Raw genomic sequence first — 26,660 nt, forward strand, 5'->3', positions numbered from 1 at the left:
CTCTGCAGTCCGCCCTTGCGGGCATGTTATGACTTTACGAACAACTCGCCGTCGATGACGACGAGCTCGAGACGGCTCAACCGCTCGCCGCGGCACGGCCCCTGCACGCACAGCCCGGTGTCGGGCATGAACTCGGCGCCGTGCGCGTGACAGACGATACGCGTGCCGTCGGCGTTGAGATACGCATCCCTGCGCCAGGCCATCGGCGCACCGCCGATATGCGGACAGGCGTTGCGCCAGCCATGCAGCTGTCCGTGCCGGCGCACGACGAACAGGCTGTCCTGCCCCTCATCATCGGGATCGAAGCCGCGCGACTGCGCCTCGCCGATCTCATCGGCGCGGCACAGCCGGATCCATCGCGCCTCGGCCTCACGCGTAGTCGCCATTCTCGGGGATTCCGGGGCCGGGGTACCATTTCTTGCGCATCTTCATCAGGAAGGTCTGCGAATTGTCGGCGGATGCCGTCGCCTCGCGCGGCTGCCAGCTCGCATCGTGCTGGTCCATGTCGGCATCCATCTCGATGTGGCAGCCGAACGGGCTATTGAAGTACCAGAACCAGTTCGAGCCCAGGATGTGACGGCCGGGGCCCCAGAACGCCTGATAGCCCTTCTCGACGAAGCGATAGCCGTTGGTGATCATTTCCGAAGGACCACCGAAATGGAACGTGAAGTGCTCCACGCCGTGCATGTGCGGCGGCGCGCCGATCAGGAAATGGGTGTGATGGTCGAGCGAGCCGCCCGGCTGCAGGAACGGCCCGGTGCCGGTGAAGCGATCGGTGCAGCGGAAGCCGAGCCGGTTGACGTAGAACGCCTCGGCCTTCACCACGTCGGGCACGAAATAGACCACATGCGACAGCGAGCGCGGACGGATCACGCTGCCCGGCGGCGGCACGCCGAGGCTGTTGATCGGCCGGAACACCACGCCGCCCGGCGCATTCGAAATCTCGCTGGCCAGCATGAACGGCCGCCGTGCCGTCAGTTGAAAGCCGATCACGAAGTCGGAATCGTCGGTCGACTCGATCGAGCCATCGGGCAGCCGCCGGACCTCGCGGTCGCGCCGCAGCTCGGCGGTGATCGCCCCCAGCGTCGCCTCGTCGGCGACGCCCATCACCGTCTTGCGCAGACGGCAGCCCGGCACGGGCGCCGGCGGCAGAGCCGGATCATCCTGCCGTGCGATCACCACGGCGGTGCCGTCGATCGCCTCGAAGCGGCCGCCGCGATCGGAGACGTCGACGGGCGTCAGCCCGTAATCGACCAGGAAGCGCGCCGCGCCCCTCACGTCGTCGACACCGAATATCAGGCTCTCCAGACCGACGATTTTCATAACTTTCCTCTCCACCTGCTGCTTCAGGCGATGTGTCCGTTCAATGTCTCTGCGACCCAGTCCGCGATGTAGTGGCCGGCATTGATGCTGTTGTCGAAGCTCGCATGCTGGGCGCCGCCTTCACGCGCGGTGAAGACCTTCAGCTCGCGCTTGGGCGAATTCACCAGTTGCTCATAGGTCCGCTCGGCCCAATGCAGCGGAATCTGCGAGTCCTTTTCGCCATGCGTCACCAGGAACGGCACCTTGATGCGGTCGAGAATGCCGTCGAGGTGAACCTGCTCGGCAATCCGCATGAAGTCGTCCTGATCTCTCGCACCCCACACCCAGCGCACATGCGCCCAGTAATGCGGGACCGGGAAATCACCTTCCTTCTGCAGGCGCCTCTTCTGCACGTCGCGCCAATCGTGATTGGCACCCCAGGCGACGCCGCAGGCAAAGCGCGGCTCGAAAGCCACCGCGCGCGGACAGTAGTAGCCACCGAGCGAGACGCCCTCGAGACCGATCCGCTTCGGGTCGACGTCGCTGCGGGTCTCCAGCCAGTCGACGACCCGGGACGCCCAATGCTCGCTGTCATGGCGCGCGGTGAGACCCTGCAGCCGGAGCGCCTCGCCCGATCCGGGCTGGTCGATCACGAGCGACGACACGCCCCGTCGGGCGAGCCAGGCGGGCAAGCCGACGCGGTATTTCATCTCCTTGGTCGAATCCAGGCCGTTGACCTGCACCAGCAGCGGCGCCGGCCCGTCGCGCCCTTCCGCGCGGACCATGAGACCGGCAATGTGGGAGCCTTCATAGGGAATCTCGACGCGCTCGCAGTTCTCCCGCGCCAGTGCAATGCCCTTGGCGAACACGTCGAGACATCTGCGGTACAGCGCCAGCCGCCCCGGCGCCTCGTGCGCCTGCAGACGCTCGCAGGTGATCAGATAGCTCGCTGCGCGGCCATATTTCTCGCCGGCCGACAGCAGCCGCCCTTTCGCCTCGTCCTCGGACGCGAGCGCACAGAGCTTGTCTGCCATCCGCGCCCAGGTCTCGCGGAAGGCCTGGGTACCGTTGGCATCTGGCTGCCGGGCCGCCTCCTGCAGCGGCGCGCACATCTCTTCGATCTCGCCGATCCGCGCGCCCATCTCGATCGCGAGATCGACCGAGAGATTCCAGACATAGTTGGTCGGAAAATACTTGAACATGAATGCACTCGCGACGCGCGGCCCGGCCACGCGTCTTCCTCGACGTTCTTCCCGAGGTCTGGCATAGCCCCGTTTGACCATTTCGAAAAATTGATTAACAAGATTGATCGCATTGATCTCTTGAATACCTCGAGCGAGGCCGCCCATGCGCTTCAACAACAAGTTCGACCTCAATCTCCTGGTCGCGCTCGACCATCTGCTGCACCTGCGCAGCGTCAGCGGCGCCGCCGCGCGCATGAACATGACGCAGTCCGCGATGAGCAATGCCTTGCTGCGTCTGCGAACCTATTTCGATGACGAACTGCTGGTGAAGATCGGCCGCAAAATGGAGCTGACGCCGCGAGCGGAGACGCTGAAGGACTCGATCAGGGACCTTCTGGTGCGGGTCGACTGGGCCATCGCCTCGTCTGCCGAGTTCGATCCCGCGCAGTCCGACCGCTGCTTCAAGATCCTGGCGTCGGACTACACGCTGGTGACGCTGATCCCGCGGCTGCTGGCGCGCAGCGAGGCCCTTGCGCCCGGTATCCGCTTCGACTTCCTGCAGCAGGTGCAGCGGCCGGAGCGCGCGCTCGAGCGCGGCGACGTCGACCTGCTGATCATCCCGGAGGAATTCAGCTCCAAGCTGCACCCGTCCGAGGTGATCTTCGAGGACGACTTCTGCGTCATCGCGTGGAGCAAGGGAAAGTATGGCAAGGGCAAGCTGTCACGGCAGGATTTCGCCAAGTCGTCCCACGTCGTGATGCGGCCGGCGATCGCGGCGCAATCGCTCGAAACCTATTATCTGGAGCAGCGCAACACGAGCCGCAGCGAGGACGTTTCGGTCTACGCGTTCACCGCCATTCCGCATCTCGTTGCCGGGACGAACCGCCTTGCCACCGTGCACCGGCGGCTCGCCATCGCCGCCCAGCGCAGCCTTCCCATCCGCATCATCGAGCTGCCGATCGCGCTGCCGGCGCTGCGGCAGCGCGTGCAATGGCATCGCTACCGCTCCAACGATGCCGGCCTGCTGTGGCTGCGCACTCTGATCCGCGAGGTCGTCGCCGAGCTGCCCTGACCACCGTCGACCGGCACTGGCGATGGCGAACGGCCGGCGCGAGACGCCGGCCGCCTTCGTTGATGAGCGATCAATCCAGCTTGCGCGAGTCAGCGCTTGATCGGTCCGGCTCCGGGCGGCGGCGCGGGCACCCAGATCGGGAATGCCAGATTGGCCCAGACCGTATCGCCGCGGCTGCCGTTCTCGACGTAGAATGTATGCTGGTAGTTCACGTTGATCTGGAAGGGGCCCGCATTATAGGTCAGCGACGGGCCTGCATTGATCGAGCGCAACCGGTTGCCGTCCTGCACCCCGGCGAAATTGAATGCCTTGACGCCGTTGATCTTGTCGTCCTGATACTGATGCGTATAGCCACCGACGACGCCGAGCTTCCAGGCGCCGATATTATAGCCCGCGTTGAAGTCGACCACCAGCGCATCACCGCTGCGGTACTGCTGGGTCAGCTGCGTGAAGGCGTTGACCGAATCGGTATTGGTGCCGTTGAGCAGCAGACGTGGCGAGACGGCGAATTCGAAGCCCTTCGGATCGGCATAGCGATAGGCGAGGACGGGCGAGATGGTGGTGTAGTTCGTGCCGACGTTGAGGGGCTGCCGCGCCGAATAGGTGCCGGTGTTGGGCATGATGTCCAGGCCGACCGTGAAGGTCTGCACGGGCGACAGCGCCCAGCTCAGAATGATCGGCGAGAAGGTCAGATTGGCAAGGCCGTTGGCCTGGAACGATCCGCCGGGATTGGTGCTTTCGAGATGGACGAAGGGCACCACGAGCTGCGAATAGACATGGGCGCCGAAAAAGTCGCCGGGATAACTGGCGAGAAACCGCATCGTCTCCGACACGGCGGAGAGCTTGAAGTCGATCGGCAGCTTTTTGCCCTGCCCGTCATACAGGCCGTTGGCGCTGGTGTAGCTGGTCTGGCTGATCGCAAACAGGCCCGGGATCGGCGGAAACGACGCAATGAACACGCCGGGCGAGCCCGCCGGATAGTTGGTGGCCGCGTTCTCGGCGGCCCACGCACCCTGGATCATCCCGGCCAACATCAACGCTGCGGAAGCGGACCGCTGCAGTCCTCTTGTCATGAATCCCCCCTTGGTGGCGCGTTTTCTACGAAACGAGCTTGCCCCCGACCGACCTCATGGCGACGCGCCCGCGCCCGACCGATCGCGTCATTGATGAGCGATCCCAGATCATTCGTAAAATTGATCGTTTTGATCCGAGCTATTCACAGTCTCGATGTGCCGGCCTCACGGGCGTCGATTGATGTCGCGCTCCTTGGTTCGAGCAGAGTGAGCAACCACGGGCACGTCACCGACGACATAATCGATCTCACCCACCGTGTTGAAGATTGCCCGTACGAGGCCTGCAGTTCAGGCCTTGGATCAAACACAACCATAGATTGTTGGCGGCAGACGCATAGGGCACGAACCTAGGACCCGCTGATTAAGAGGCGTATGACTTGCCAGTAACTTCCATGGTCATTCCACCAATGACGATTTCATGACGTCGGGCCACGCTGCTGGATGAGAGGCCGCATGGCGGATTCAAAATCAGTTTGATGATGCAACGATATCAAAGCCATTTTGGCAAATCGTCGAGACGAACTGCCGCAATATCAATCGGTTGTTTGCCTTCTCAATGAACGCGTCGTATCCGGACGCGCGGCGCGATCGGTTCAGCAGGCCGGCTGTTCGCGTTGATGGCGAAAAAACGCAGCGCTTGCAGACCGCTTTTCAAGTGCTGGCTGGGTCAGTCTTCTCATCGTCAATCAATACGTGTATTCGCTGACACTCTCGTCTCCTACCCAGGACGTCGGGGCCGCCGGCTTCTGGCCGTTCATTATCGTTCGGTCGCGTTTGATGGCAGCGAGAGCTGCCCAGCAGAGGAATCGGTGAATGGGTTTCGCCACAGCTTTCTTGATGTCTGCGGCCGATTACCAGAGTCGTACGGCAGACATTCGACGCACCGCTCCGACCAGATTGCCATTCAATCTGCAAAAAACCATTCCAAGGAAACCAGAACGGTTGCATTCCTATACCGTCACTGCTAATCATCCGCAGAGGTTGTAGGGCATGTCGAAGAAGCGACTCTCCAATTTTTTTATGCACGACCGCGCGGGCGAGACGAGGAATTTCTGAACGGAACGTCGGGAGGAGGTGCGCTGGTTGAATGTGTGGCGACTCGCGAACTTCTAAGGTGACTGTCCGGACGAGAGATATCCGTCAGCTATCGGCAGTATCCTGACTACTTTGCGTTCGAGACAGAAGGCAATGTTTGAGATCCCTCAGGCCTATGGCGAAGCTATCGCTGATGCTACTAGCATCGACAGCCTACTCGAGCTGCTTCTAGCCTCCACTGAGCGCTTCGGAGTGACCGGCGTCTTTATCGCTGACCTGCCGAGCCGAATGGAAATCCTCGAGCCTCATATCCAGCTACGTGGCTGGAATGATGCCTGGATCAGATATTATAATGAGAGAAATTATGTCCATATAGACCCGATTGCCCAACTGCTTCGGGAAAGAGCGACGCCGTACGTCTGGAGCGAGGAGTGTGCGGTTCAGCCGCTCACCGCAAAACAACGAAAGCTCATGGACGAAGCAAGGGACGCAGGACTGATTGACGGCTTCACGGTCCCGATCCACGGTCCGCAAATGCGCACAACCTGCGTATCGTTTGCGACGGGCGCCAAGCCGCTGCAGCGAAGCGATCGGCACAATCTTCATTTCATGGCGTTACTCAGTCATCAGCGTGTCGACCAAATGATACACGCGAAAAGACCTGCAACGGCGAAAGAGGAGCGAGCGTGCGTGCTCGCGCCGCGCGAACTGGAATGCCTACATTGGGCGATGCACGGCCTGAAATCCAAGGAAATCGCCTTTGAGGCTCGTCTTTCCAAGCGAACCGTCGATCAATATCTTCGCAACGCGATGTCGAAGCTTCGCGCCGGCAGCCGAACAGAGGCCGTCCGCATCGCGATATTGAACGGTTCGCTAAAGCCAGTATGAAGTAAATACTGTACTAGAACGGCATCGCCAATACTTCTGCAAAATGATCGGTTGGTCTCCCTACCCGAGGAGACCATGATGATATTTGCGTTCTACGAGGATTCAAAACTGGCGACCCCCAGCCTTATGGATGAAATCTACGATCTTAGATATAGGATCTTCGTGGAAGCGCTTGCGTGGTCAAGCCTTGTCAAGCCGGACCGGCGCGATCGGGACCAGTTTGATGGTGATGATGCGCTGCATGTAGTTGATATCCACGACGGACGGGTGATGGCGTACTCGCGGCTTCTTCCGACGACCAGGCCGCATCTCCTGTCGCACGTGTATCCGGAGCTGGTGCGGGGGCGATCATATCCGAAGGCGCCGGACATCTTCGAATGGACCCGTCTTTGCGCCAGGTCCGAGATCGGAAACGGTGACGTTCTAGCCTCGCGTCGACTGATGGTCGCCATAGCAGAGATATGCCAGTACCTCGGCATCACGGGTCTTATCGCGCAATCCAAGCCGGGTTGGGTACGGCGGCTGAACCGGCTTGGATGGAATGCGCAACCACTCGCCGATCCCGTGGTCTTTGATGGGCGACCGACCCTTGCGTTGGAGGCGAGAGTCTCTGACCGTACGGTATCTACATCGCGCAAATGCTTGGGAATCGACACTGACATCTTAGACCAACCATCCCTCCGAGACCTCGCCGCTTCCAAAGCAAAACGTCACATCTGCGCAGGAGCGCTGCGCAGGACCGGGGTACTTCACGCGCAACGAGAGATTGTACCCGAGCCGTTGGATCTATGCTCCTTGCAGGTGGACGGCGCCAACCGCACCTACAGCGCGGCGACCCCGGTGACCTAACCAGACCTCTCATTCCGGGCCCAAGTTGCCTTCTGGCTGTTGGCTACAGCGAGCCGCCCGCAAGCACCTGCAGGCGGTAAGCCCCGTCCAAGGACGAGAGCTCGGCAGTTCGAGTGCCGATCAGCAGTTTGCGGTCCGCCGCGCCAAGAGCGTGCCGAGCCAGCGTTCGCGCTGACAGCTGTGCGATCGACGATCGTCACCGCGGAATGGCTGGGAGCATTTGCCGATACTTCGCTCTCGGGCGACAGGAAGCGCGGGCTGACTGCGATTGTCGCACCGGACGGCAAGCCGGGCGCGATCGTCTCGGACAAAGTACCGAGCTCACCCGCAGCGTCATGATGAACCGGATGCAGAGATCCGCGACGAGTTCTTGAACGAAACGCTGTTCTTCGACCTTGCGGTCCGGCTCGCTGACAACAACAACCTGCAACCGCATTCATCCAGCACAGCAATTCGCCCAGCCGCTATTGCGGAACGCACATCAAGAGCCGCATTGCTAACCGGCGACCCACCTCGCGGGATACGACCTCTCACGCCGACTTTCGACAGAAGTATACCCCCGTGAGAACCAATCCAACTGCAGCAAAAATGCTCATCGAAAGCTGCTCTCCCAGAAAGATCACGGCTATCAAGAGTGATACGACCGGCTGTCCGAACTGCAGAGGCGCAATCGCCGAGACGCCTCCCTTGTCCAGAGCCCAGAACCATGCGGCGAATCCGATCAAGGTGCAAAAGACCGCAAGAAAGAACAGGGCCCCTCCTCCTACGACCGTCACCCCGGAGATCGCCTCCAGGACAGAGGGCAACAGCGGCGTCACAAGAGCAGCACCGAAGATGATCGACCATGCCGTCGCTCCGAACAGGCCAATTCGCGCAGATGCGCGAGCGCCTGCAACATATCCAATGCTGACCGTAATGGTGCCGATGAGAACGATGACGTCGCCCACCATTGTTCCACTGCCGAAGACATCGCCGTTCGAACGAGCGCCGATCAGAAACGTCTCACCACACAATGCCATCGCACTTCCGATCAGCCAAAGAGTGCGGGGAAATGTCCGGGACAGCACATGCTGGATGATGGATGTAAACACCGGAGCGCAAGCCAAGATGAGAGCCGCGTGCGAAGTCGACGTTCGCGAGAAGCCCAGACCCTGCAGAAAGAACGAACCACCGAACCCGATCATACCGTTGATCGCGACGGCAATCCAACCTCCCCTATCGGTCGGAAGCGGCGGCCGAAGCAGGAGAACCATTGGTAGGAGGAAGACCGCGGCCAGGAGAAGTCTGGACGGCCCGATCAACGATGAGGGCATGTCATGGGCGACCAGTACCGTCGCGGCCGGAGTCGTTCCCCAAAACATGACTGCGATCAGCCCCGAAACATAGGGACTTGATCGACTGGACCCTGAGTCAACCGGCGGCAACGGCGCGCCCGAGGAATCGGCTTCCGTATCACCCGATTTGACCAAAGATGCTTCCTCGACCGCCATGTGACTGCCCTGTCAGCCCTACGGAATAAATCTCATGAGAGTCGCGCCTTCACGCTGCAAGGCCAACTCGTCGCCAGCCAGCGTGATCGACTCGCCTTCGTTCCAAAGCGGCGTCAGGTTTCCGTAAAAGCGCGAGAAGATATGGCCAGATTGGCCGGTCGCGGTCATGAAGCGGGACCGATCCGGATCGCCGAGATCATATAGGGCTCTAAATGTCGGAACGTGTTTCCGCTCGAACGGGCGATCATGGTGCGGCTGCAGAGCACCTCCGCTGTTGAGCGTATACAGGTCCCCACCACTTCCGACGCCAAGCTCGCTCAATGACCTGAAGATCGGTATCCGCGAGTAGAAGACGTGCGAAAGCGTCGAGATGTGCTCGTCACCCCACCGCCATTTCGTCAGGTCAGACCCGCGGCGCCTCGAGAGCATCGCCATAGCTTCTTCGAGAGCCCGCGTCAGACATGCACGACATTCCAGATCCGTCTCTTCGCCCGAAGCGCACCATTTGGGATGCTCCAGGATAAGCTTCCTGAGGAGCGAAGCCGCACATGGCCCGACATACTCAAGCTTCACCTTCGCCTTGTCATCGATCAGCATTCGTCGGAGCGCCTGCATCCACCCGTTGAAAATGAGCGGTTCTGCCCAGTCCTTGTGCATCGTGCCGTCCCACTTCGAGAGCAGCGCGAGGGCTTGCCGTCCCAGTGGACTGGACGGGGTTGCTCGAAGCAAAATCGGCAGAAGATCCTGAGCGGCGAGAGATAGAATGTCGGCCTGCATTTGGGCAGATGTTTCCAGCGAGTGCAATCTGATGTTGTCGAAAAACTGCTGGACTCTTTGTGTCCGATACGGCTCTTCCCAATCGCATCCCATAAAGACATCGTGCCCACACCAGGCCGGTCGACCATTCGCATTATGGATATAGCCACAGGCCGGATTGAACGAGTGCGGCATCTGCTCGAACGGAACGTAGCCTGACCAGTCTGCATCACCCGTTGATCCCGCCGCGGGATGCAGGCCATATTCCGACTTGCGCACTGGGACCCGCCCTAGACTCATCACTCCGATGTTGCCGGCGACGTCGGCGTAGAACATGTTCTGCGCAGGCGTTTCGTACAGCCGCAGACTATCCTTGAACTCCTCCCAATTCCGCGCCCGATTGAGCTTCAGAAACGCCTCGGCAGTGCGGTCACAATCTCCGAGCCCGCTGAAGGATAGCGCGATGACGCCATCGCTGCCCGCCAGCGCGGCAAGACGCGGGACAGCATCGGATAGCACCGGGCCATGCCGCGACTTGCGGATGGTGAATTTGACGTCGGGCCGACCTCGGACTCGGATCGTCTCTTCATGCCTGTCAAATGCGTGAGAGCCAGCCTGCGCAAGATATTTGGTCGGATCCGCCGGATCCAGAGTTTCCACGAACAGATCCTGAACGTCGGACATCGCCGCCGTGGTTCCCCAGGCGAAGCTCTCGTTCTGTCCAAGCAGGATCATCGGTACGCCTGGTACTCCGGCTCCCTTCACCCATCCTTCGGGGGTGACGATCCGGCATAAAAACCAGAGCACTGGCGACGACACGTCAAGATGCGGATCGTTCGCGAGGAGCGGGTGGCCGCTGGTGGTTCGCTCGCCGGCGACGACCCAAGCATTTGAAGCGCCATTGGCCAATCCGAGCAGCGCTCCCATCTTGTCTGAAAAGTCGGATTGTCCGCGCGAGCCACCAGACCCACCCGACGCCGATGGTCCAGTCTTGCCCCGCATGGGATCGGGATAGAACGGGCCGGCATCGACCGTTCCGATTCTGCTGGTCAACTCGGCTCGATTCAGCTCGGCGAGATAGTTCCGGCTCATTTGCCAAGCCATGAGCTTGCCCCACACGATTGAATCAATGGGAGACCATGGCTCCGGCCGGATTCTCAACCAGACCATCTCAAACGGCAGTTTGCTTCGGTGCGTCGACAAGAATGCATTGACGCCGTCCGCATAGGCCGAAAGCGTGGATTGAGTTTCCGGCGCAAGCGCGGCAAAGCTGGTCTTGGCCAGCTGGTAGAGACCTAGAACACGAATGATTTTGTCTGTGTCGACGAAATCCGCCCCGAAGATTTCGGAAAGTCGCCCCTGTCCAGCACGTCGGTGAATTTCCATCTGAAACAGGCGCTCGCTTGCGTGCAGGTAACCCAGGCACCGCGCGGCATCCTGAAAATTCTCCGAGAAGATATGGGGAACGCCATGCTTGTCGTGATAGATCCTGACCTCGTTCTTCAACCCGGCAAGCCTGCGTTCACCCGATCGCCTTGGCATCGCGCGCACGAAGATCGTCGCAACCAGCGCCAGCCCGAAAAGAAAACACGGCCCAACAACGCATAGCGTCCCTGTCACCACCGCGGCCGTGAAAGCAGGCATCGAAAATGAGTTGTTCAGCACGAACATCAGTCCGAGACGGCCGCCAAGCGCCGCGTCGCCTCCGCGTTCTTCTCTGACGGGGCGATATCGAGGCGAAGGCTCGGATCTCCCATCAGCAGGATCGGCTCATCGCCCAGGCACTCCTCGCGGACCAATCGGACTGATTGTCCGATCGCATAGCCAACCTTGAGAAATTCTGAAATGGCCGCTACGGCAGCTCGGCATATCCTGGCGGGCACGATGAGCAAATGATACGGGCCAATCGCGACGACGGTCATTTCTGGTCCACCGGCGAGGCTCCACAAACCTGGGCCGAGCCCACGACCGCACGCGCCTGTCGGCGCCTCGTACGACACAAGACCCACCGGATGGACCGCGATCGCCACTTGTGTTGGTCCAATGAAGTTCAGATACGAGCCGAGCAACGTCGACGAGAGAGCCGGCAGGTCCGCGGCGGTCAGGAGCCCGATAGCGCATCGGCGTTGCGCTGCCGATAAAACCGCCTTCGACAGTGCCCGATCAGCCGGTCCGATAATGGCAGTCACGCTCGATACGGACGGTGGGCAGAGAGAGGGCAGTTCCCCCCAATCGTTCAACTCGACCAGACGCTTGCAGGTCAGGACAGCGTATAATCGCGCCAAGACCAACGCCTCCGAGTCGACAAGAACCGCCACCAGGGTCTTGGACGAAAACCGAGCATTCAGATGCGCGAACCGACTGCCCGCGGTGATGGTCGTGCGATCCGGGCAGGCAGGGCGAGTGGGAGATGCTGTTGAAGTTGCCGAAAAGAATTCATCGTCATCTGACCGCACCTCGACTGTCCTCAGATGACGCGTAAACGCCTCATCGTGCGGCAGGTCGATCACCCGGTCGGGACGAGCCAGATACGGCAGATGCCCAGGGATCAGATCCTTTTCGAGAAGGGTCTCGAAAGTCGCCCCGAATGCCGACGCGGTGTCACACCGATGAAACACGGTGTCGAACACCCATGTCAGATCGCTCTCGGTCCACGGTTCAAAATGAGCCGCCGCGCGTTCTGAAAGACTCTCCTCCGCCGCTGCATTGACACCAATGTCGTAGCGCATCGGTGTCCAGTCGCAGACAAATCCTGGCTTCTTGAACTTTCCTCCGATGGGAACGCACCCCATCGCCTGATACATCATCAGATTTGCGTCGGACGAATCCGCCCTGATTGACCTGATCCCATTTCGCTTCATGAGCAGAATAATGGCTCCGAACAACAGCCGCAGATGCGCTTTCCGGCGGTATTGCGCCGCGAGGCATAGGTAGCTGACATAGTACTCCTGCCAATCTCGGATGTAGGCAAGACGAACAGCACCTATCAAACGGTTGCCCGCAAGCAAAACGACATTCTTCGAATACCAATCGAAAATGACGTCGTGATAGGATCGCTCCTGAATCCCAAGCTCATCACAGAACACCTCGCCCCGCAGAGACCTAAGCGCGGCAAAATCGTCGGGGCGTCCGAAGCGCAGCTTGATATCATTCGTGACGTCGGCCTCGTCCGTCATGACGGAACCCCTGTCGGAAACACCTTGTCGATGTCGACGGAGCCATATTTCTTGTCCGCTACCGCGTCACCGCCGCAGCTTCCGCGCCGCATATCAACCCATGGAAGTGTTGGAAGTTCGCCCCCGCTTCGCTCTACGTAGCCGTAGTGCTTGTAAGACGTGTAGACGCGAAGAAAGTAGATCCAGAATGACGGAACGTTACAAATGAATTTGAACAGACCTATGCGCCGGATCTGCTCGAGTGGAGGTCTCTGGACCTTGAGCAGCATCTTCCCATAGAGATGGCAGAACTCCTTGATATCGAGCCTTGTGGGGAGCACGGCGTGCTGAAAATCGTAGTACGTCGGGTTCTTGTAAATGAGCGCGTCTTCGTTCTTGGCGTAGTCTGTCGTCCCCGGCATCGGCGTCGCTACAGTGATGTTCGGGATATCGACTTTTCGGCTGCGGATGTAGCTCGTCAAGTTTTCAAACTGTTCTCTTTTGTAGTCGACACCGACGATAAACAGGCCTTCGATCAAGACTTCATGCTTCTTGAGAATCTCGATGGCCCTGTCGTTGTGCGCCACGGAGCTGCCCTTTTCCATGGCACCGAGCTCGGAGTCGGAATAGCTCTCCAGACCCATCCGAAGGCGCTTGAGCCCAACCCGCGACCACAGCGCGACCAAGCTCGGGTCTCTGACAATCGCGTCCGCCCGACTGTAGAACAAGTACTCCTTCTTGATGCCCGCCCGAAGGATCGCTTCACCAATGGCGTGCGCCCGGCGCCCGTCCCCGAAGAAGTGGTCGTCTGTAAATATGACATACGGCTCCTCGATCGTCTTGAGGTACTCGACGATGTATTCCGGGCTCCACGTTAGATACTTTCCGAGGTTCGGCCGCCACAAGTTGCAGAACGAGCATCTTGCGGGACATCCCATGGACGTCCTCAGGGCAGCAACCGGCTTCCACCAGAGGTGATAGTATCTGCCCTTATACTTACCGAGGATGCTTCGGTCCGGAAGGGGGAGGCTGTCGAGATCGAAGGACTTCGGAACGACCGCCTTGCCGTTCGAGAAGAATTTGCCGTTGTCCTGCCAGGCAACGCCTGCCAGATCAGCTACGTTACGCTCGCTTTCCCGGCAGCGCAGGATCAGATCCCGGAAAGAGAGATAAGCCTCTCCCATCATGACGTAGTCAATGTTGGGGTCCGCAAAGTCGGACGGACTTAGGCTAGCATGATGCCCCCCTACCGCAACGATGATCGAAGGGTCGATCTGCTTGACCAGCGCCGCCTGCATCCGCACGAGGTCGACATGCATCGTCCAAGACGTGAATCCGACGAAGTTTGGACGCAGGCGCCTTATCGTCTCGAGCAGGGCCAACGGGCGGCGATCAAGGCGCTGATCCAGCAGAGAAATGTCCACCTCATCCTTGTCCAGCATGGACGCCAGCACTTCGTACTGGATGGGTTCAACAATATAGATCCGGTCGTCTGCCAGATGAATTGGATGATAGTGCTGCGTTACGAACAGGATCTTGTACTTGGAATGCGTCATGTATCCGCCCTCGCCATGCCTGATGCCGCATCGTCACGACGCGCGGTGCGTCCGCCTTTACTCCGCCGGAACCGACCGCTGATTCGTCATGTCTTTCGGATTGACCGCGTTGTCCGTCATGCCAACGATCGGAGATCGCGCGGCCCGTTCATCGTACGGAAGCTCGAGAGACGCCCAGACATCAGAGAGAGCGGCGACCAGCAGGTCGATGTGCACGTCTCGATGGGCCGGTGTCGGAGTCAGACGAAGCCGCTCCGTGCCCTTGCTCACAGTCGGATAATTTATAGGCTGAACATATATCCTGTGTCGTTCCAACAGCATCTGGCTCGCGGCGGTACATTTCTGCGCGTCGCCTACCACGACCGGGATGATATGCGATTCATTGGCCATGACCGGCAGGCGCGCGGCCTGAAGCGCACGCCGGACCCTGCGCGTCACCGCTTGCTGTTGGTCGCGTTCGGCCTTGGACCGGCGCAGATGCCGTACCGCCGCCGTTGCGCTCGCGGCGACGTGTGGCGGCATCGTCGACGTGAAGATGAACGACGGCGCATAGCTTCGGATTGAATCGACGATCGATGCACTTGCGGCGACATAGCCGCCAAGCGATCCGAACCCTTTGGCGAGCGTACCTTGAATGACGTCGATCCGATCTGCGAGGCCGTCTCGATCGCAAATGCCCCCACCTTGAGGTCCATACAGCCCCACCGCATGAACTTCGTCGATGTAGGTCATGGCACCGTAGCGTTCAGCGAGAGCAGCGATCCCGCCGATGGGCGCAATACTGCCGCTCATCGAATAGAGACTTTCAAATACGATGAGCTTTGCGCGATTGCGGGGCTCCGCGGCAAGCAGCTGCTCAAGATGCCTCACATCGTTATGACACCAGATCTTCTTCTCGCATCTCGAGCGGCTGATACCCTCAATGATCGAGTTATGGTTGTCCGCGTCTGAAAATATCACGCAGTCCGGCAACAGAGTCCCGATGGTGGAGATTGCTGCGAAGTTCGATACCCAGCCTGACGTGAAGACGAGCGCCGCCTCCTTTCCATGCAGACTGGCCAGCTCCTGCTCCAACTCTACGATTTTTTGGTGCGTGCCGGAGATGTTCCTTGTTCCTCCCGCGCCCGTGCCAAAGCTCCGGGACGCTTCCGTGGACGCTTCGATCACATCCGGATGCAGGCCCATGCAGAGATAGTCATTGGAGCACCAGACGGTAACGGGCTGTGGTGCTCGTGTCTCGCCCGGCGGTCGCCAGAGCGCAGTCGGCGCAGTCTCGGGATTGCGCACCAGAGTGGCAAATGTCCGATATCGCCTTTCCTCACGAAGAGCGTCGATCGCCCGGACAAATATGCCTTCATAATTCATCATCGCTGATTCCACTCTATTGAGCGAACACATCGTCGGTGAAGTCGAGGTGGCTTGAGATAGAGCTCCGAGCGGCGGTGGATGACACGGCGATTAGCAGGCAAGCAGCGCCGCGGCGAACGGCACCGACGATGAACGCCGAACAGGCGGCGTGACGTAGGGAGGATGTCCGTCGAAGACGCACTCCTTAACTTTGTGACACGATACTGAACGTCAGGGAGCCGCGTCGAACATTCGCAATATCGCGCCGCATCCTGCTTGGCTCTCGCTCACCGACGCCATCCTTTGTGATTTGTCGCCTTCAACGCGAAGCAGAGCGAGCCCAATGCCCTGTCGTCCATAGCTACCGACGACCACCGCGGGCGGCCATATCCGAAAAATACGGTATCGATACTTCCATGGCCCACAGGCACCGTACAGAACGACGGAGGCAGTCGCGACGCGCGCGATGCATAGCCGCACGTCCTCGGGCGGGGGGATCCGCCCTGGCTCTTTCAGCAGCGAACTTGAGGTTGCAATGAATCTGTCAGCAAACTGCACGCCCACAGACACCGAGCTGCGCCTAGCCAGTCACATTGGCGGCCTGTCGCAAGCCGCCATCGATCAGCTGTCACAAACGTTCAGGAGCAATCACGTCGCTGTCATCGATCAGCTTCTTCCGAAGGATATGGTCGAAGCGCTCACCAGCGAAGCCAATATCCTGCTCGACCGGGAGTCGAAGCGGCGAAAGCTGACCATCAAGGAAAGCGGCAACACACCAAGAGCCTACAGCAGCGTCGGGCGTGACGCTATTTGTCAACATGACGGGATTATTCCGGCCATCTTCAATAGCGACGCGGTTCTCTCCTTCCTCCGGAAGCTCGCCGGTGAGAACATTGAACGGGTTCCTTACCGACCCGAGGAGTATATCATCAACAGCCAGTGCGAGCCTGGCGACACCCATGGATGGCATTGGGACGATTATGCCTATGCCCTCATTTTTGTAATTGAGGCTCCAGATCCGCTCCTCGGGGGACGCGTCGAGTACCTCTCGAACGTCGAATGGCAGAAAGGCTCGACTGAGCCATACCTCCGGCGGGTCCTGCAAGACAACGTCGTTCGGTCTCTCTACGTCAACAGCGGACATTGCTATTTTATGAAGGCGAATACGACACTGCATCGTGTGGCGCCCCTGACGGGATCTACCAAGAGAACCGTTGTGGTCCTGACGTTTGCGTCGCCGGAAGACATGGTGTCGGATTCCATAACGCACAACTCGATGGAAGACATCTATCCAGACGATACCAGGTCTGATGACGCAACAGTCGAGACGGCTAACGTCGAATGACGGTCGGCGTCGAAGTTGCCGGGCTTGGAACCGCTGCGTGCCTGGCGATCAGTAGCCTCATTGCCGCTGACGTCAGTCGCACCACAGGTGTTTTCGAGTTCACGAAGACGCGAATGATCTTCGCGTCTTTTTTCATGCTACCGGTGCTGTTCATCGCCGATGTTCCGCTTCGCGTGAGTGTCGCGGACGCGCTGACGCTCGCGGCATCGAGCCTCATTGGAATTGTGGTCGGCGACCTGTCTCTCATTGCCGCCATCAGCAAAATCGGGCCGAAGAAGACCAGCATCATATTCTCGTCCAACGTCGTTATCGGCGCCGTGCTGGAGGCTGCCATCTATCACAAGAGGACCACGATAGAGGCGGGAGTTGGTATTCTTCTTGTACTGACTGGGGCGTTGATTGTCATTGCCTTCAGAGGAGGCGCCGGCGCTCCCCTGAATGGACATCTCAACGCCGAACGTCAGAACACGGGCGTCGCATTGGCGGTTCTTGCAGCCGGATGCCAGGCGATCGGCACGCTGATCTCGACTCCCGTCGTAACGGCGGGAACGTCGCCCATCATGGCGACGACAATACGGTTCTGCGCAGCGTCCCTATTGTTTGTCATCATGGGCCGGACCCGCAGCGACGACATCAGGACAGACGCCAGCTCAGCTACCGTTTACGCCAAGATCGTTGTGAGTGCGCTCGTTGGAATGTGCGGCGGCCTGACGCTTCTTATGCTGGCGATCACGAGCGGAAAAATCGCAATATCGATGACATACGCGTCCTCGACGCCGCTGGTGCTCCTGCTTCTGCTCTGGCTTACGCGGGGTGAGAGACCGAATGCAAGTTCGCTCCTGGGCGCAATCACGGCAGTGGCGGGCACCGCTTTACTCATCTTCGAAGGGGCACACCAGCGATGAACGCCTTGCTCGACTATTCGGCTGTTGAGATCGTGTCCCTGCTTAGACGCGGTGACGTGACTCCGCATGATTGCCTTGATGCCGTGGAACAGCGCGTCGGCGAGGTCAACTCGACCGTCAACGCCCTGCCGACGCTCTGCTTCGATAGGGCGCATGATCGTGCATCAAAATTGATGCAGAAGCCTCGCGACGAGCGCGGCCAACTGTCTGGCCTGCCGCTGGTCATCAAGGACCTTCAGAAAGTGTCCGGGGTTCGATCGACGGCCGGATCTCTCATATATAGCGATCATGTTCCAGCCTTCACTGATGCGGTCGTCCAGCACATCGAAGATGAAGGGGGACTTGTATTTGGAAAATCCAACGTCCCTGAACTCGGCGTTGGATTCAATTCTCTGAATCCGGTCTTTGACCCGTGTTTGAACCCGTGGAACGTCAAATATTCGCCGGGGGGATCATCTTCCGGTTCGGCTGCTGCTCTAGCGTTGAATATGACGTGGCTTGCTCATGGCTCTGACATGGGGGGATCCTTGCGCATTCCCGCGAGCTTTTGTGGCGTTGTTGGGATGAGGCCGTCGCCGGGGCGGGTCGCGATGGCTAACCGCGCATCCGTTGATCAGACGCTGGCCGTCCAAGGCCCCATGGCACGAAGTGTCGTCGATCTTGCAATGTTCCTTGACGCCATGTCGGGCGAGACCCACAGGGATCTGCTTTCCAAACCACGTCCATTGCGGTCGTTTGCCAGCGCGGCTGAAGTCCAGAAGTTGCCGAAGCGAGTCGCCTTCTCTGCTGATCTGAACATCGGCCCTGTGGACCCCGAAGTCGCTTGCATCGTGCAAAATGCCGCGGCGCGACTTCAGGCCAATGGCGTCGTCGTGGATCAGGCGTCTCCGAATCTAGATGGTGTCCAGCGATGTTTTCGAGTGATGCGTGCTTACGTATTGGCGTGCAGCCTTGGTAGCGTCCTGAGGAAGCAGGGTACGCTGGTGAGATCAACCGATATCAGGGAGAACGTGACCGAGGGGCTGCAGCTGACGATCGACCAGATGCTTGAAGCCGAACAGGCGCGGGTTCGCATCGTGCAGCATGTGGCTGATTTCTTCGAAACATATGATCTCTTGATATGTCCGTCGACAATCGTGCCGGCTCATCCGATCGATCAGCCGACCGTAGTTGAATGTGCAGGCCATGTATTCGATGGCTATTTCGACTGGACAGCGTTGACCTACGTTGCGGCCGTGGCCGGTCTTCCTGCGTTGTCGCTGCCTTGCGGTATGACGCGGTCGGGTCTTCCAGTAGGACTGCAGGTGATCGGGCCGACAAATGGCGACCACGACGTCATTTCCTGTGCGGCCGCCCTGGAGGACATGCTGTCGTTTCACCAACTCGCTCCTGTTCGTGGAAGGTCGGAGGCAATGGCCTTGTCCGAGAACATCCAGAAGCTGGCGTAGCGGGTCGCAGCGACGAGGACGCCCGCTTCGAGACGAAGGAGATGATATGTCATTGCGTGACGCACTGCAGCCAGGCACTCTCGATCAAGCGATACGCATCCGCAGGGCGCTGCATTCGATTCCGGAGTTAGGGTACAAGGAGCTCAAGACGTCGGCGATGGTTGTGGAGTGTCTGCAAGCGCTCGGTGCCGACGAGATACAGACCGGGATCGGCGGAACCGGTGTGGTCGGCATCATTCGCGGCATCAAAGGGACCGGCACCAGAAAGTATGTGGGGTTGAGGGCAGAGCTGGACGGCCTGGAATTGACGGAGCAGACGGGTCTTGCTTGGCAGTCGCAGAACAGCGGCTGCATGCATGCGTGTGGTCACGACGGCCACATGGCCATTCTGCTCGCTACCGCACGAGAGCTTTCAGCGAACCGTGAGTTTTCCGGAACCGTATGTTGCATCTTCCAGCCCGCTGAGGAGGGGGGAGCGGGTGCAAAAGCGATGATCGAAGATGGATTGCTTGAGAGATTCCCGCTCAGCTCGATCTATGCAATTCATAATGCGCCATGGCTTCCAATCGGAAAGATCGCCATCAATAGCGGGGCGGTGATGGCCGCGGCGGACCGAATCGAAATCTCCGTCCTTGGAGCGGGTGGCCATGGCGGAATTCCCCACCAGACGAGGGATCCGATCGTTGCCACCGCAAACATCATTTCGATGCTGCAAAACGTCGTATCGCGCTATGTGGATCCCGCGGAGGCTGCCGTCATAACTATCGGAGGCATTCACGGCGGAAGCCCTCTCAAGGGCAGCATGATTCCCGATCGGGTCGACTGTGTCGGCACGGTTCGTACATATTGTACGGACGTTCAATCGACTATTGAGAAGAAGATCCGAGATATCGTGGATCACGTCTGCGATGCCCATGATTTGACGGGATTGGTGACCTACAAGAAGCTTTATCCAGCCACGATCAATCATGCGGACCGCGCTGCTCTCGTGACCGGCGTTGCAGACAGCTTGCTTGATCAAGACGACATCCTGAGCAACGTTCGTCCAAGCATGGCCGGAGAGGACTTCTCGTTCTTTCTACAAAAGGTCCCGGGAGCATATTGCTTGATTGGTCAGGGGGCGGACAGCGCTGCCAGCCTGCACAGCCCCTCATATGATTTCGACGATCGCAATATCGAGCGTGCCGCGCTGCTGTTGAAGCGCATAGCCCTTAGGGAGCTGGCGTTCACTTGATGCTCCTCAAATGGAAAGACAGGGTTCTAATGCCCTTCTCTCCGATTCAATTCCTGTTCGAGCTTGACCTCATAGGCCACCTGCGGCCGCTGCGCAGAAGAGCGAATACCGCGCAACGACCAAGACAATGACAGAGTCCAACCTCGACACCAAAGTGCAGGCAGATGCCTGTGGGACATTCAGCAGGTTGCTAAAGGTCGCGCTGCATGAATATGCTCAGCGGGTCGATGCCGTAACCGCCAAACGGCGGAATTTCGAAGAAGCCGTTCTTTCGATACAATGCTATCGCGGAATGCTGCAAGTACCCGGTTTCCAAACGAATACAAGATAGCCCTGCCCCTCGCGAGGCCTGCACGATCGTATCCAGCAGATCTTGCGCGACCCCCAGCCCCCTATAGGCAGGATCTACATACATACGTTTCAACTCACCATAGTCAGGTGACAAGACGAGGGCCGTGCAGCCAATCACCCTGTCGTTGATCTGAGCGACGAAGAATAGAGTATCGTCCTTCGACAACTCATTCACATCGATCAAGTGGTTGCTTTCTTGCGGGTAAAGCGACGCATAATATTCGTCTGCGTCTCTGAGCATACGGACGACATCTGCGTGAAAGGGATTTCCCTTCGCGATCTCGACGCCTCCGCCCTGCTTGTTCATCTCCAGCAACTCCATTGCACCCACATCGACGTATGACGATGATATCTTTCATGTCGTAACAAGGATAGCCAACTACGCCGAAAAAGATAGAACGGGCACGAAGAATCTAGGCTCTGTTACCAAGATCTCGCCGAGCCAAGGCAGACGACTCTCTCGTCATCGCTCAAGCCCCGGCTCATCACCCGTGAGGCCATAGCCGCTTGCATCTGCGCTTCCCTCAACGTCTTCGATCAGATGGTGCAGGCAGGAAGTATGCCGAAGCCCGCACTCATTGGCGCTCGCCGAAGAGCATGGAACGTCGGAGAGCATGATTGTGCCAATGATCGGCTGCCTTCGGATGACTGTGATTCTGACAACGACGAGACGTGGAGTGATGCCGATGCCAAAATCGAAAGGGCATCCCCGATCCAAAGGCTTCTGTAGCGCGCGTCGGCTCGGTTGATTGGCTTTTCCGCGAATATGCGCAGACAAAGGCATGTCTCGAAAAGGTCTCGAAGCGCTCGCGACCCGGCTACGAGCACAGCATGCAAGCCATCTGCGACGTGCGCAACAAAGGAGGCGAGCGCATCGGGTGCTTGCCGATCAAGAGTATCACCCCGCGTGCCGCTGATAAGCTCTACGAAACGTTCATCAGGATGACGCGGGCGAGAGCACACTCTTTCGGCGCGGCGAGAAATTCGTTGGCCTGTGCCGCAAGGCATGGCGCGTGGTTCGTCGGCTGTACCCGGCCGAATTCGCCAGGGATATCCCGAATCCTTGGCCCGGAGTAACGCCGGCTACGCCAAGCGCACGGCTCCGCGCATCCTTGCGGCAGCACGCAAACGACGAGCGCACGTTTTGGCGAACACAACGCAAACAGAGTTTCGGAATGCGGCGCCTGGCGAGGTTCAGAACAACAAAATCGTAAAGATATAAGATACCGACTGGGCTCCGGAAATCTGGCTGGGGCGGGAGGGATCGAACCTCCGAATGGCGGAATCAAAATCCGCTGCCTTACCGCTTGGCTACGCCCCATCAGGCCCGGCGGATCGGCATGGCGCGCGGGCGCCATGCGATTCCGGATCGGCGCCCGTGGTCTACAGAGCGCGCCGGCCCATTTCAACCGCTGCGCCGCAGGAAATTTGCGCGGGCTCCGGGTGATCCGCCGCGCTCGCCGATTCGTCAATCTGAACAAGCCTTTACCCTGTCCCGCCGGGTCCGCCGCGGCCGCCCGCCGCAACGGCTTGCGAAAAAGTTGAGACCCGGCCGGTTTCATGGGATGACGGCGGCCAAACCGGCCAATTTCGACCCCCGAGGACACGCCATGACCTATCGCGCCCCGCTCAACGACATGCTGCTCGCCCTCAACCATGGCGCCGGGCTGAAGGCGGCGGTCGAGGCCGGCCATTACGGCGATTTCGACCCCGACATCACCGCCGCCGTGCTCGAGGAAGCCGGCAAGTTCGCCACCGACGTGCTCGCCCCGCTCAACCAGATCGGCGACAGGAACGGCGTCAAGCTCGCCGACAAGAAGGTCACCACCGCGCCGGGCTGGCCGGATGCCTACAAGCGCTGGACCGAGGCCGGCTGGAACGCGGTGTCCGGCCCCGAGGCGCATGGCGGCCAGGGCCTGCCGCTCGCCATCAACGCCGCCTGCACCGAGATCTGGAGCGCGGCCAACGTCGCCTTCGGCCTGTGCCCGCTGCTGACCTTGTCGGCCATCGAGGCGCTCGACGCCCACGGCAGCAAGGAGCTGAAGGACATCTATCTCGGCAAGCTGATCTCCGGCGAATGGACCGGCACGATGCAACTGACCGAGCCGCAGGCCGGCTCCGACGTCGGCGCCTTGCGTACCCGCGCCGAGCGGGCCGCGGACGGCAGCTACCGCATCACCGGAGCCAAGATCTTCATCACCTATGGCGACCACGACATGACCGACAACATCGTGCATTTCGTGCTCGCGCGGCTGCCGGACGCGCCGGCCGGCACCAAGGGCATCTCTCTGTTCCTGATCCCGAAATTCCTCGTCAATGCCGACGGCTCGCTCGGCGCCCGCAACGACATCTACGCCACCGGCGTCGAGCACAAGCTCGGCATGCACGCCTCGCCGACCTGCACCATGACGATGGGCGACAATGGCGGCGCCATCGGCTATCTCATCGGCGAAGAAAACGCCGGCATGCGCTGCATGTTCACGATGATGAACCAGGCGCGGCTCGGAGTCGGCCTCGAAGGCGTCGGCGTCGCCGATCGCGCCTATCAGCAGGCGCTCGCCTACGCGCAGGACCGCCGCCAAGGCCGCGCCGTCGGCAGCAAAGGCACCGGCTCGGACGCGATCATCGCCCATCCCGACGTCAAGCGCATGCTGATGCAGATGCGCGTCCTGACCGCCGCGTCGCGCTCGATCTGCTACGCGACCGCCGTGGCGCTCGACGTCGCCGTGCGCGCCAAGGATCCCGCCGTGCGCGCCGAGGCGGCCGCGCGCGGCGCGCTGCTGACGCCGATCGCCAAGGCGTTCTCCACCGACATCGGCAACGAGGTCGCCTATCTCGGCGTGCAGATCCATGGCGGCATGGGCTTCATCGAGGAGACCGGCGCCGCGCAGCACTATCGCGACGCGCGCATCACCGCGATCTACGAGGGCACCAACGGCATCCAGGCGATCGACCTCGTCACCCGCAAACTGGGTGCGAACGGCGGCGCCTCGGTGTTCAAGCTGCTCGACGAGCTCACCGACATCGTCCGCCGCGTCGAGGCCTCCAACGATCCGGCGTTCGGCACGACAGGCGCCAAGCTGCGCGACGCGCTCGGCGCGCTCGACCGCTCCAGCCGCTGGCTGTTGGAGAAGCTGGCGACAGCCCCGAACGACGCGCTTGCCGGCGCCACGCCGTACTTGCGCCTGTTCGGTTCGGCGCTCGGCGGCTGCATGCTGGCCAACGAGGCGCTCGCCGCGCGCAGCGAGAGCGAGACCGTCGGCGCCCGTCACGTGGCGCTGGCACGGTTCTTCGCCGAGACGTTTGCCGTGCAGGCGCCGTCCCTGGAAAAGACCGTCACCGACGGCGCCGATGCGGTGCTCGGCGCCGAGGCCGTGCTGGTGGCGTGAGTTCGACTCGGTCGTGACAGCGCAGCTTTGACGTCCTTACATCATGGCTGATCACCGGGCTCCCACCCTCCCCTGGAGGGAGAGGGTCGCCTCACGAGGAGCGCAGCGAAACGTGAGGCGGGGTGGGGTGATGTCTCCACACGCACCCGTGCCGGTGGAGACATCACCCCACCCCGCTCGCCCGCTTCGCGCGCGATCGACCCTCCCCCTCCAGGGGAGGGTGAGCACCGGCCATGTAGCATCGTGTGATCCACAATCTCAAACAGCATGTCACGATCAGCTCGGAGCGTAGCTCGGCATGAGCATCCGCGCTCTCGCGACGCGCTCCGCGCCCGAGCTATGAGCTAAATTCCCGCCCTCACCGAGTGGAGGGCGCGAGGAAGGCCGGACCTCGGCTGAGGCCCGTGGCCCGCCTGCAGAAAAAAGCAGGCGGCAGTCACCACAGGTACAGCCGGACAGACCCGGCCTTCCCCGCGCGATGGTTTTAACGGTCTATAGCGCGCTCTTCCTGGTGCACCGGGCTTTCTGGCCACCATGTCGCGCAATGCGCTCTCGCGCATTACGCTTGATACTAGCGTCGGAGTATCAGAACCACACGCCTTGACCGTCCGCGAGCAGCCGTTCGTCCGTGCCAACAGCACTGCGCCCGCCCGCGTCCACCGCATCCCGCTGCCAACGTCCGTGACGACCGCGAACCGTCCCCTACCGTGCAACGGGATGGGCGGACCATAATGCTGATTTGGGGAAACGACAAAGCGATTTATGTTTTTCAGCAAACCTTGACACGATCATTTCGGGTTAACGTGATTTGCCCGACGGGCACGCGCGCCCGCCGAGGCTCCCAATTCAGACCTCGGAGCTGGAAAGGCTCGATGCACCCTGCGGCTCTCCCGCTCATGCTTGACTTTCTCCGCGCGGTACGGACAGTTCCGGCCACCGCTCCCGTCGCGATCGTGATCACGGAATTCGCGCCGCTTCGCGAAGGGATTGGTGAGCCTCTGCATAGTTCATCGTTTTTGATCATGCCCGTTCGGAGAAGACATATGAAATCGCTCGTTGCCCCACTATTTGCCGTCGCCCTCCTGCTGTCATCTGCGCCGGCGTCGGCGGTCGTCCTCGATCTGTCGACCATGAGCTGCAAGCAGTTCGTCGAAAGCGGCGACGACACCATCAAGATGGTGCTGATCTGGCTGGACGGCTGGTACAAGGGCGATCAGGACGAAGCGCTGTTCGACACCGAGGAGTTCATCGCGAACGCCAAGAAGTTCGGCGCGTACTGCGCCGAGCATCCGACGGTCAGCATCGTGACGGCGGCCGAGAAGATCCTCGGCAAGTAACCGGCGACGCGCACCATCCGTGTCGCGTAGGGCGGGTTGGTGTTAGTGTGACCCGCCTTTCCACCGCGCCGCCAAGGGCGGATGACGCTCCGCTCATCCGCCCTCCTCCGTTGTCTCAAATGCCGAGCCATTCCAGTCTGCCCGGCAGTTCATCCGCGGCAAAATCGACTTGCAGCACGCGGCGATGGCCGGGCTGCACGGATAGTTCCGAGGCGTGCAGGATCGGTGTTGCATACAGCCAGATGTCGCCCGGCTCGGCGTGGCACGCGACGGTGCCGCACCGCGCGACGACGATCGGCACATCGGCTTCCGGGATGCGGCCGAGGCAGTGTGAGCCTGGCGCAATCAGGAGCGGGGCGTTGCCGTCGGGCACGGCGTCGAGGTGGACACGCAAGGTGACCATCCGCGCCAGCACCTCGTAAGGCGGCGCGACGTGCTGCAGGCCGCCCTTGGTGGTCCAGGGACCGAAACCCGAGAGCTCGATGCGCTCGCGCACTACGATGGTCCGGTCCTGATGCCACGGGACCGCCCAATTCATCTGCGGCGTCTTGTCGAAATAGACGGCGCGCACCGGGCGCGCGGCATCGCCGAGAACGGCGGCGGCGGCGCGGCCGACCGGACCGTCATTGGCGAGCAACGGCGTCAGCGCGGCAACACCGTGCAGCCGGGTGCCGGCCTGCGCCGGTGCGTGGCGGGACAGCGCGGCGGCGAGAGCGTGCAAAGCGGACGCATCGAGTGCCGTCGTGACGTGCAGCGCGCCGGCGTCGGTGAACTGCGATTTCTGCTGGGAAGAGAGCGCGAAGGTCATGCGCGCAGGAGACTAGAGTGCGCCGCGGGAGCTTGGCAATCGCTCTTCTTTCCCGCCGCCGAGTTCGCAATCCATGCCCACGATGGACATGAGATGCGAGCGCGATGGGGCCACCGGCGTCAAGCTTCGGTCTTGG

General features: G+C 60.5%; 20 protein-coding genes and 1 tRNA gene. 9 read left to right on the forward strand and 12 right to left on the reverse strand.

Features of this window, described 5'->3' with window-relative positions; translation table 11 throughout:
- Nucleotides 1–26: 26 nt before the first annotated feature.
- Genes ACQR0W_RS03335 through ACQR0W_RS03345 form a run of 3 tightly spaced genes read right to left on the reverse strand, consistent with a single transcriptional unit; the run spans nt 27 to nt 2,504 of the window.
- Nucleotides 27–386 (reverse strand): Rieske (2Fe-2S) protein, encoded by a 360-nt coding sequence (locus tag ACQR0W_RS03335; protein ID WP_315715574.1) that lies wholly within the window; start codon nt 384–386, stop codon nt 27–29.
- On the reverse strand, nt 370–1,323 hold the full coding sequence (locus tag ACQR0W_RS03340) for a VOC family protein (RefSeq protein WP_315828106.1): 954 nt from the start codon (nt 1,321–1,323) through the stop codon (nt 370–372). Before ACQR0W_RS03340 ends, ACQR0W_RS03335 begins: the two co-directional genes overlap by 17 nt.
- A 23-nt stretch (nt 1,324–1,346) precedes the next feature.
- A complete protein-coding gene (locus ACQR0W_RS03345; protein ID WP_315715572.1) occupies nt 1,347–2,504 on the reverse strand; it encodes an alpha/beta hydrolase family protein in 1,158 nt (385 codons plus the stop codon).
- Nucleotides 2,505–2,649: 145 nt separating this feature from the next.
- Here ACQR0W_RS03345 and ACQR0W_RS03350 point away from each other — a divergent pair, with 145 nt between their 5' ends.
- Nucleotides 2,650–3,558, forward strand: coding sequence for a LysR family transcriptional regulator (locus ACQR0W_RS03350; protein ID WP_315715571.1), 909 nt, complete (start codon nt 2,650–2,652; stop codon nt 3,556–3,558).
- A gap of 89 nt (nt 3,559–3,647) precedes the next feature.
- On the opposite strand, the gene ACQR0W_RS03355 is transcribed toward ACQR0W_RS03350, so the two are convergent.
- Complete coding sequence (locus ACQR0W_RS03355) at nt 3,648–4,631, reverse strand: SphA family protein (protein ID WP_315715570.1); 984 nt, start codon at nt 4,629–4,631, stop codon at nt 3,648–3,650.
- A 1,188-nt stretch (nt 4,632–5,819) separates the two neighbouring features.
- Here ACQR0W_RS03355 and ACQR0W_RS03360 point away from each other — a divergent pair.
- Together ACQR0W_RS03360 and ACQR0W_RS03365 are read left to right on the forward strand one after the other, a co-directional pair.
- A complete protein-coding gene (locus tag ACQR0W_RS03360; RefSeq protein WP_315715569.1) occupies nt 5,820–6,554 on the forward strand; it encodes a LuxR family transcriptional regulator in 735 nt (244 codons plus the stop codon).
- Between the two features lie 78 nt (nt 6,555–6,632).
- Nucleotides 6,633–7,403: an acyl-homoserine-lactone synthase gene (locus tag ACQR0W_RS03365; protein ID WP_316170679.1), complete on the forward strand. Its 771-nt coding sequence runs from the start codon at nt 6,633–6,635 to the stop codon at nt 7,401–7,403.
- A gap of 530 nt (nt 7,404–7,933) precedes the next feature.
- Here the strand turns inward: ACQR0W_RS03365 and ACQR0W_RS03370 are convergent.
- The 5 genes from ACQR0W_RS03370 to hemA are packed head-to-tail and all read right to left on the reverse strand — an operon-like array spanning nt 7,934 to nt 15,725.
- Nucleotides 7,934–8,893: a DMT family transporter gene (locus ACQR0W_RS03370; RefSeq protein WP_316170680.1), complete on the reverse strand. Its 960-nt coding sequence runs from the start codon at nt 8,891–8,893 to the stop codon at nt 7,934–7,936.
- A gap of 18 nt (nt 8,894–8,911) precedes the next feature.
- Nucleotides 8,912–11,320 (reverse strand): penicillin acylase family protein, encoded by a 2,409-nt coding sequence (locus tag ACQR0W_RS03375; RefSeq protein ID WP_316170681.1) that lies wholly within the window; start codon nt 11,318–11,320, stop codon nt 8,912–8,914.
- Nucleotides 11,320–12,825, reverse strand: a complete 1,506-nt coding sequence (locus tag ACQR0W_RS03380) for a hypothetical protein (RefSeq protein WP_316186879.1) — start codon at nt 12,823–12,825, stop codon at nt 11,320–11,322. The genes ACQR0W_RS03375 and ACQR0W_RS03380 overlap by 1 nt, the downstream gene beginning before the upstream one ends.
- The gene (locus ACQR0W_RS03385) at nt 12,822–14,360 is read right to left on the reverse strand and encodes a B12-binding domain-containing radical SAM protein (protein ID WP_315752039.1); all 1,539 of its coding nucleotides are present in this window, start codon (nt 14,358–14,360) and stop codon (nt 12,822–12,824) included. The genes ACQR0W_RS03380 and ACQR0W_RS03385 overlap by 4 nt, the downstream gene beginning before the upstream one ends.
- A gap of 57 nt (nt 14,361–14,417) precedes the next feature.
- The gene (gene hemA, locus ACQR0W_RS03390) at nt 14,418–15,725 is read right to left on the reverse strand and encodes a 5-aminolevulinate synthase (RefSeq protein WP_316172076.1); all 1,308 of its coding nucleotides are present in this window, start codon (nt 15,723–15,725) and stop codon (nt 14,418–14,420) included.
- A 517-nt stretch (nt 15,726–16,242) separates the two neighbouring features.
- Between hemA and ACQR0W_RS03395 the strand changes: the two genes are divergently transcribed.
- From ACQR0W_RS03395 to ACQR0W_RS03410, 4 genes are read left to right on the forward strand one after another with little or no spacing between them, the layout of a single operon-like run.
- Nucleotides 16,243–17,052, forward strand: a complete 810-nt coding sequence (locus ACQR0W_RS03395) for a HalD/BesD family halogenase (protein ID WP_316164269.1) — start codon at nt 16,243–16,245, stop codon at nt 17,050–17,052.
- Nucleotides 17,049–17,957: a DMT family transporter gene (locus tag ACQR0W_RS03400; protein ID WP_315752041.1), complete on the forward strand. Its 909-nt coding sequence runs from the start codon at nt 17,049–17,051 to the stop codon at nt 17,955–17,957. Before ACQR0W_RS03395 ends, ACQR0W_RS03400 begins: the two co-directional genes overlap by 4 nt.
- Nucleotides 17,954–19,405: an amidase gene (locus tag ACQR0W_RS03405; RefSeq protein WP_316172074.1), complete on the forward strand. Its 1,452-nt coding sequence runs from the start codon at nt 17,954–17,956 to the stop codon at nt 19,403–19,405. Before ACQR0W_RS03400 ends, ACQR0W_RS03405 begins: the two co-directional genes overlap by 4 nt.
- 46 nt (nt 19,406–19,451) lie before the next feature.
- Entirely contained in the window at nt 19,452–20,639 is a 1,188-nt protein-coding gene (locus tag ACQR0W_RS03410) for an amidohydrolase (RefSeq protein ID WP_316172073.1), read from the forward strand.
- 190 nt (nt 20,640–20,829) lie between these two features.
- On the opposite strand, the gene ACQR0W_RS03415 is transcribed toward ACQR0W_RS03410, so the two are convergent.
- Together ACQR0W_RS03415 and ACQR0W_RS03420 are read right to left on the reverse strand one after the other, a co-directional pair.
- Nucleotides 20,830–21,297, reverse strand: a complete 468-nt coding sequence (locus ACQR0W_RS03415; protein WP_316172072.1) for a GNAT family N-acetyltransferase — start codon at nt 21,295–21,297, stop codon at nt 20,830–20,832.
- Between the two features lie 939 nt (nt 21,298–22,236).
- Nucleotides 22,237–22,311 (reverse strand) — tRNA-Gln (locus ACQR0W_RS03420).
- Between the two features lie 289 nt (nt 22,312–22,600).
- Here ACQR0W_RS03420 and ACQR0W_RS03425 point away from each other — a divergent pair.
- Nucleotides 22,601–24,379: an acyl-CoA dehydrogenase gene (locus ACQR0W_RS03425; RefSeq protein WP_315828096.1), complete on the forward strand. Its 1,779-nt coding sequence runs from the start codon at nt 22,601–22,603 to the stop codon at nt 24,377–24,379.
- A 1,043-nt stretch (nt 24,380–25,422) separates the two neighbouring features.
- A complete protein-coding gene (locus ACQR0W_RS03430; RefSeq protein ID WP_315715557.1) occupies nt 25,423–25,716 on the forward strand; it encodes an HdeA/HdeB family chaperone in 294 nt (97 codons plus the stop codon).
- Nucleotides 25,717–25,831: 115 nt separating this feature from the next.
- On the opposite strand, the gene ACQR0W_RS03435 is transcribed toward ACQR0W_RS03430, so the two are convergent.
- Complete coding sequence (locus ACQR0W_RS03435) at nt 25,832–26,524, reverse strand: phytanoyl-CoA dioxygenase family protein (RefSeq protein ID WP_315828095.1); 693 nt, start codon at nt 26,522–26,524, stop codon at nt 25,832–25,834.
- Nucleotides 26,525–26,660: the final 136 nt, after the last annotated feature.

Origin of the sequence: Bradyrhizobium sp. HKCCYLRH1034 (assembly GCF_051168375.1) — a bacterium.
Classification (GTDB): Bacteria; Pseudomonadota; Alphaproteobacteria; order Rhizobiales; family Xanthobacteraceae; genus Bradyrhizobium.

Excerpts from the sequence above, each read along its gene's own strand:
- ACQR0W_RS03345 (WP_315715572.1), bottom strand. The coding sequence starts at position 2,504 with ATGTTCAAGTATTTTCCGACCAACTATGTCTGGAATCTCTCGGTCGAT.
- ACQR0W_RS03355 (WP_315715570.1), bottom strand. The coding sequence starts at position 4,631 with ATGACAAGAGGACTGCAGCGGTCCGCTTCCGCAGCGTTGATGTTGGCC.
- ACQR0W_RS03385 (WP_315752039.1), bottom strand. The coding sequence starts at position 14,360 with ATGACGCATTCCAAGTACAAGATCCTGTTCGTAACGCAGCACTATCAT.
- ACQR0W_RS03360 (WP_315715569.1), top strand. The coding sequence starts at position 5,820 with ATGTTTGAGATCCCTCAGGCCTATGGCGAAGCTATCGCTGATGCTACT.
- ACQR0W_RS03435 (WP_315828095.1), bottom strand. The coding sequence starts at position 26,524 with ATGACCTTCGCGCTCTCTTCCCAGCAGAAATCGCAGTTCACCGACGCC.
- ACQR0W_RS03370 (WP_316170680.1), bottom strand. The coding sequence starts at position 8,893 with ATGGCGGTCGAGGAAGCATCTTTGGTCAAATCGGGTGATACGGAAGCC.
- ACQR0W_RS03410 (WP_316172073.1), top strand. The coding sequence starts at position 19,452 with ATGTCATTGCGTGACGCACTGCAGCCAGGCACTCTCGATCAAGCGATA.
- ACQR0W_RS03350 (WP_315715571.1), top strand. The coding sequence starts at position 2,650 with ATGCGCTTCAACAACAAGTTCGACCTCAATCTCCTGGTCGCGCTCGAC.
- ACQR0W_RS03405 (WP_316172074.1), top strand. The coding sequence starts at position 17,954 with ATGAACGCCTTGCTCGACTATTCGGCTGTTGAGATCGTGTCCCTGCTT.
- ACQR0W_RS03415 (WP_316172072.1), bottom strand. The coding sequence starts at position 21,297 with ATGAACAAGCAGGGCGGAGGCGTCGAGATCGCGAAGGGAAATCCCTTT.
- ACQR0W_RS03335 (WP_315715574.1), bottom strand. The coding sequence starts at position 386 with ATGGCGACTACGCGTGAGGCCGAGGCGCGATGGATCCGGCTGTGCCGC.
- hemA (WP_316172076.1), bottom strand. The coding sequence starts at position 15,725 with ATGAATTATGAAGGCATATTTGTCCGGGCGATCGACGCTCTTCGTGAG.
- ACQR0W_RS03425 (WP_315828096.1), top strand. The coding sequence starts at position 22,601 with ATGACCTATCGCGCCCCGCTCAACGACATGCTGCTCGCCCTCAACCAT.
- ACQR0W_RS03430 (WP_315715557.1), top strand. The coding sequence starts at position 25,423 with ATGAAATCGCTCGTTGCCCCACTATTTGCCGTCGCCCTCCTGCTGTCA.
- ACQR0W_RS03365 (WP_316170679.1), top strand. The coding sequence starts at position 6,633 with ATGATATTTGCGTTCTACGAGGATTCAAAACTGGCGACCCCCAGCCTT.
- ACQR0W_RS03340 (WP_315828106.1), bottom strand. The coding sequence starts at position 1,323 with ATGAAAATCGTCGGTCTGGAGAGCCTGATATTCGGTGTCGACGACGTG.
- ACQR0W_RS03375 (WP_316170681.1), bottom strand. The coding sequence starts at position 11,320 with ATGTTCGTGCTGAACAACTCATTTTCGATGCCTGCTTTCACGGCCGCG.
- ACQR0W_RS03380 (WP_316186879.1), bottom strand. The coding sequence starts at position 12,825 with ATGACGGACGAGGCCGACGTCACGAATGATATCAAGCTGCGCTTCGGA.
- ACQR0W_RS03395 (WP_316164269.1), top strand. The coding sequence starts at position 16,243 with ATGAATCTGTCAGCAAACTGCACGCCCACAGACACCGAGCTGCGCCTA.
- ACQR0W_RS03400 (WP_315752041.1), top strand. The coding sequence starts at position 17,049 with ATGACGGTCGGCGTCGAAGTTGCCGGGCTTGGAACCGCTGCGTGCCTG.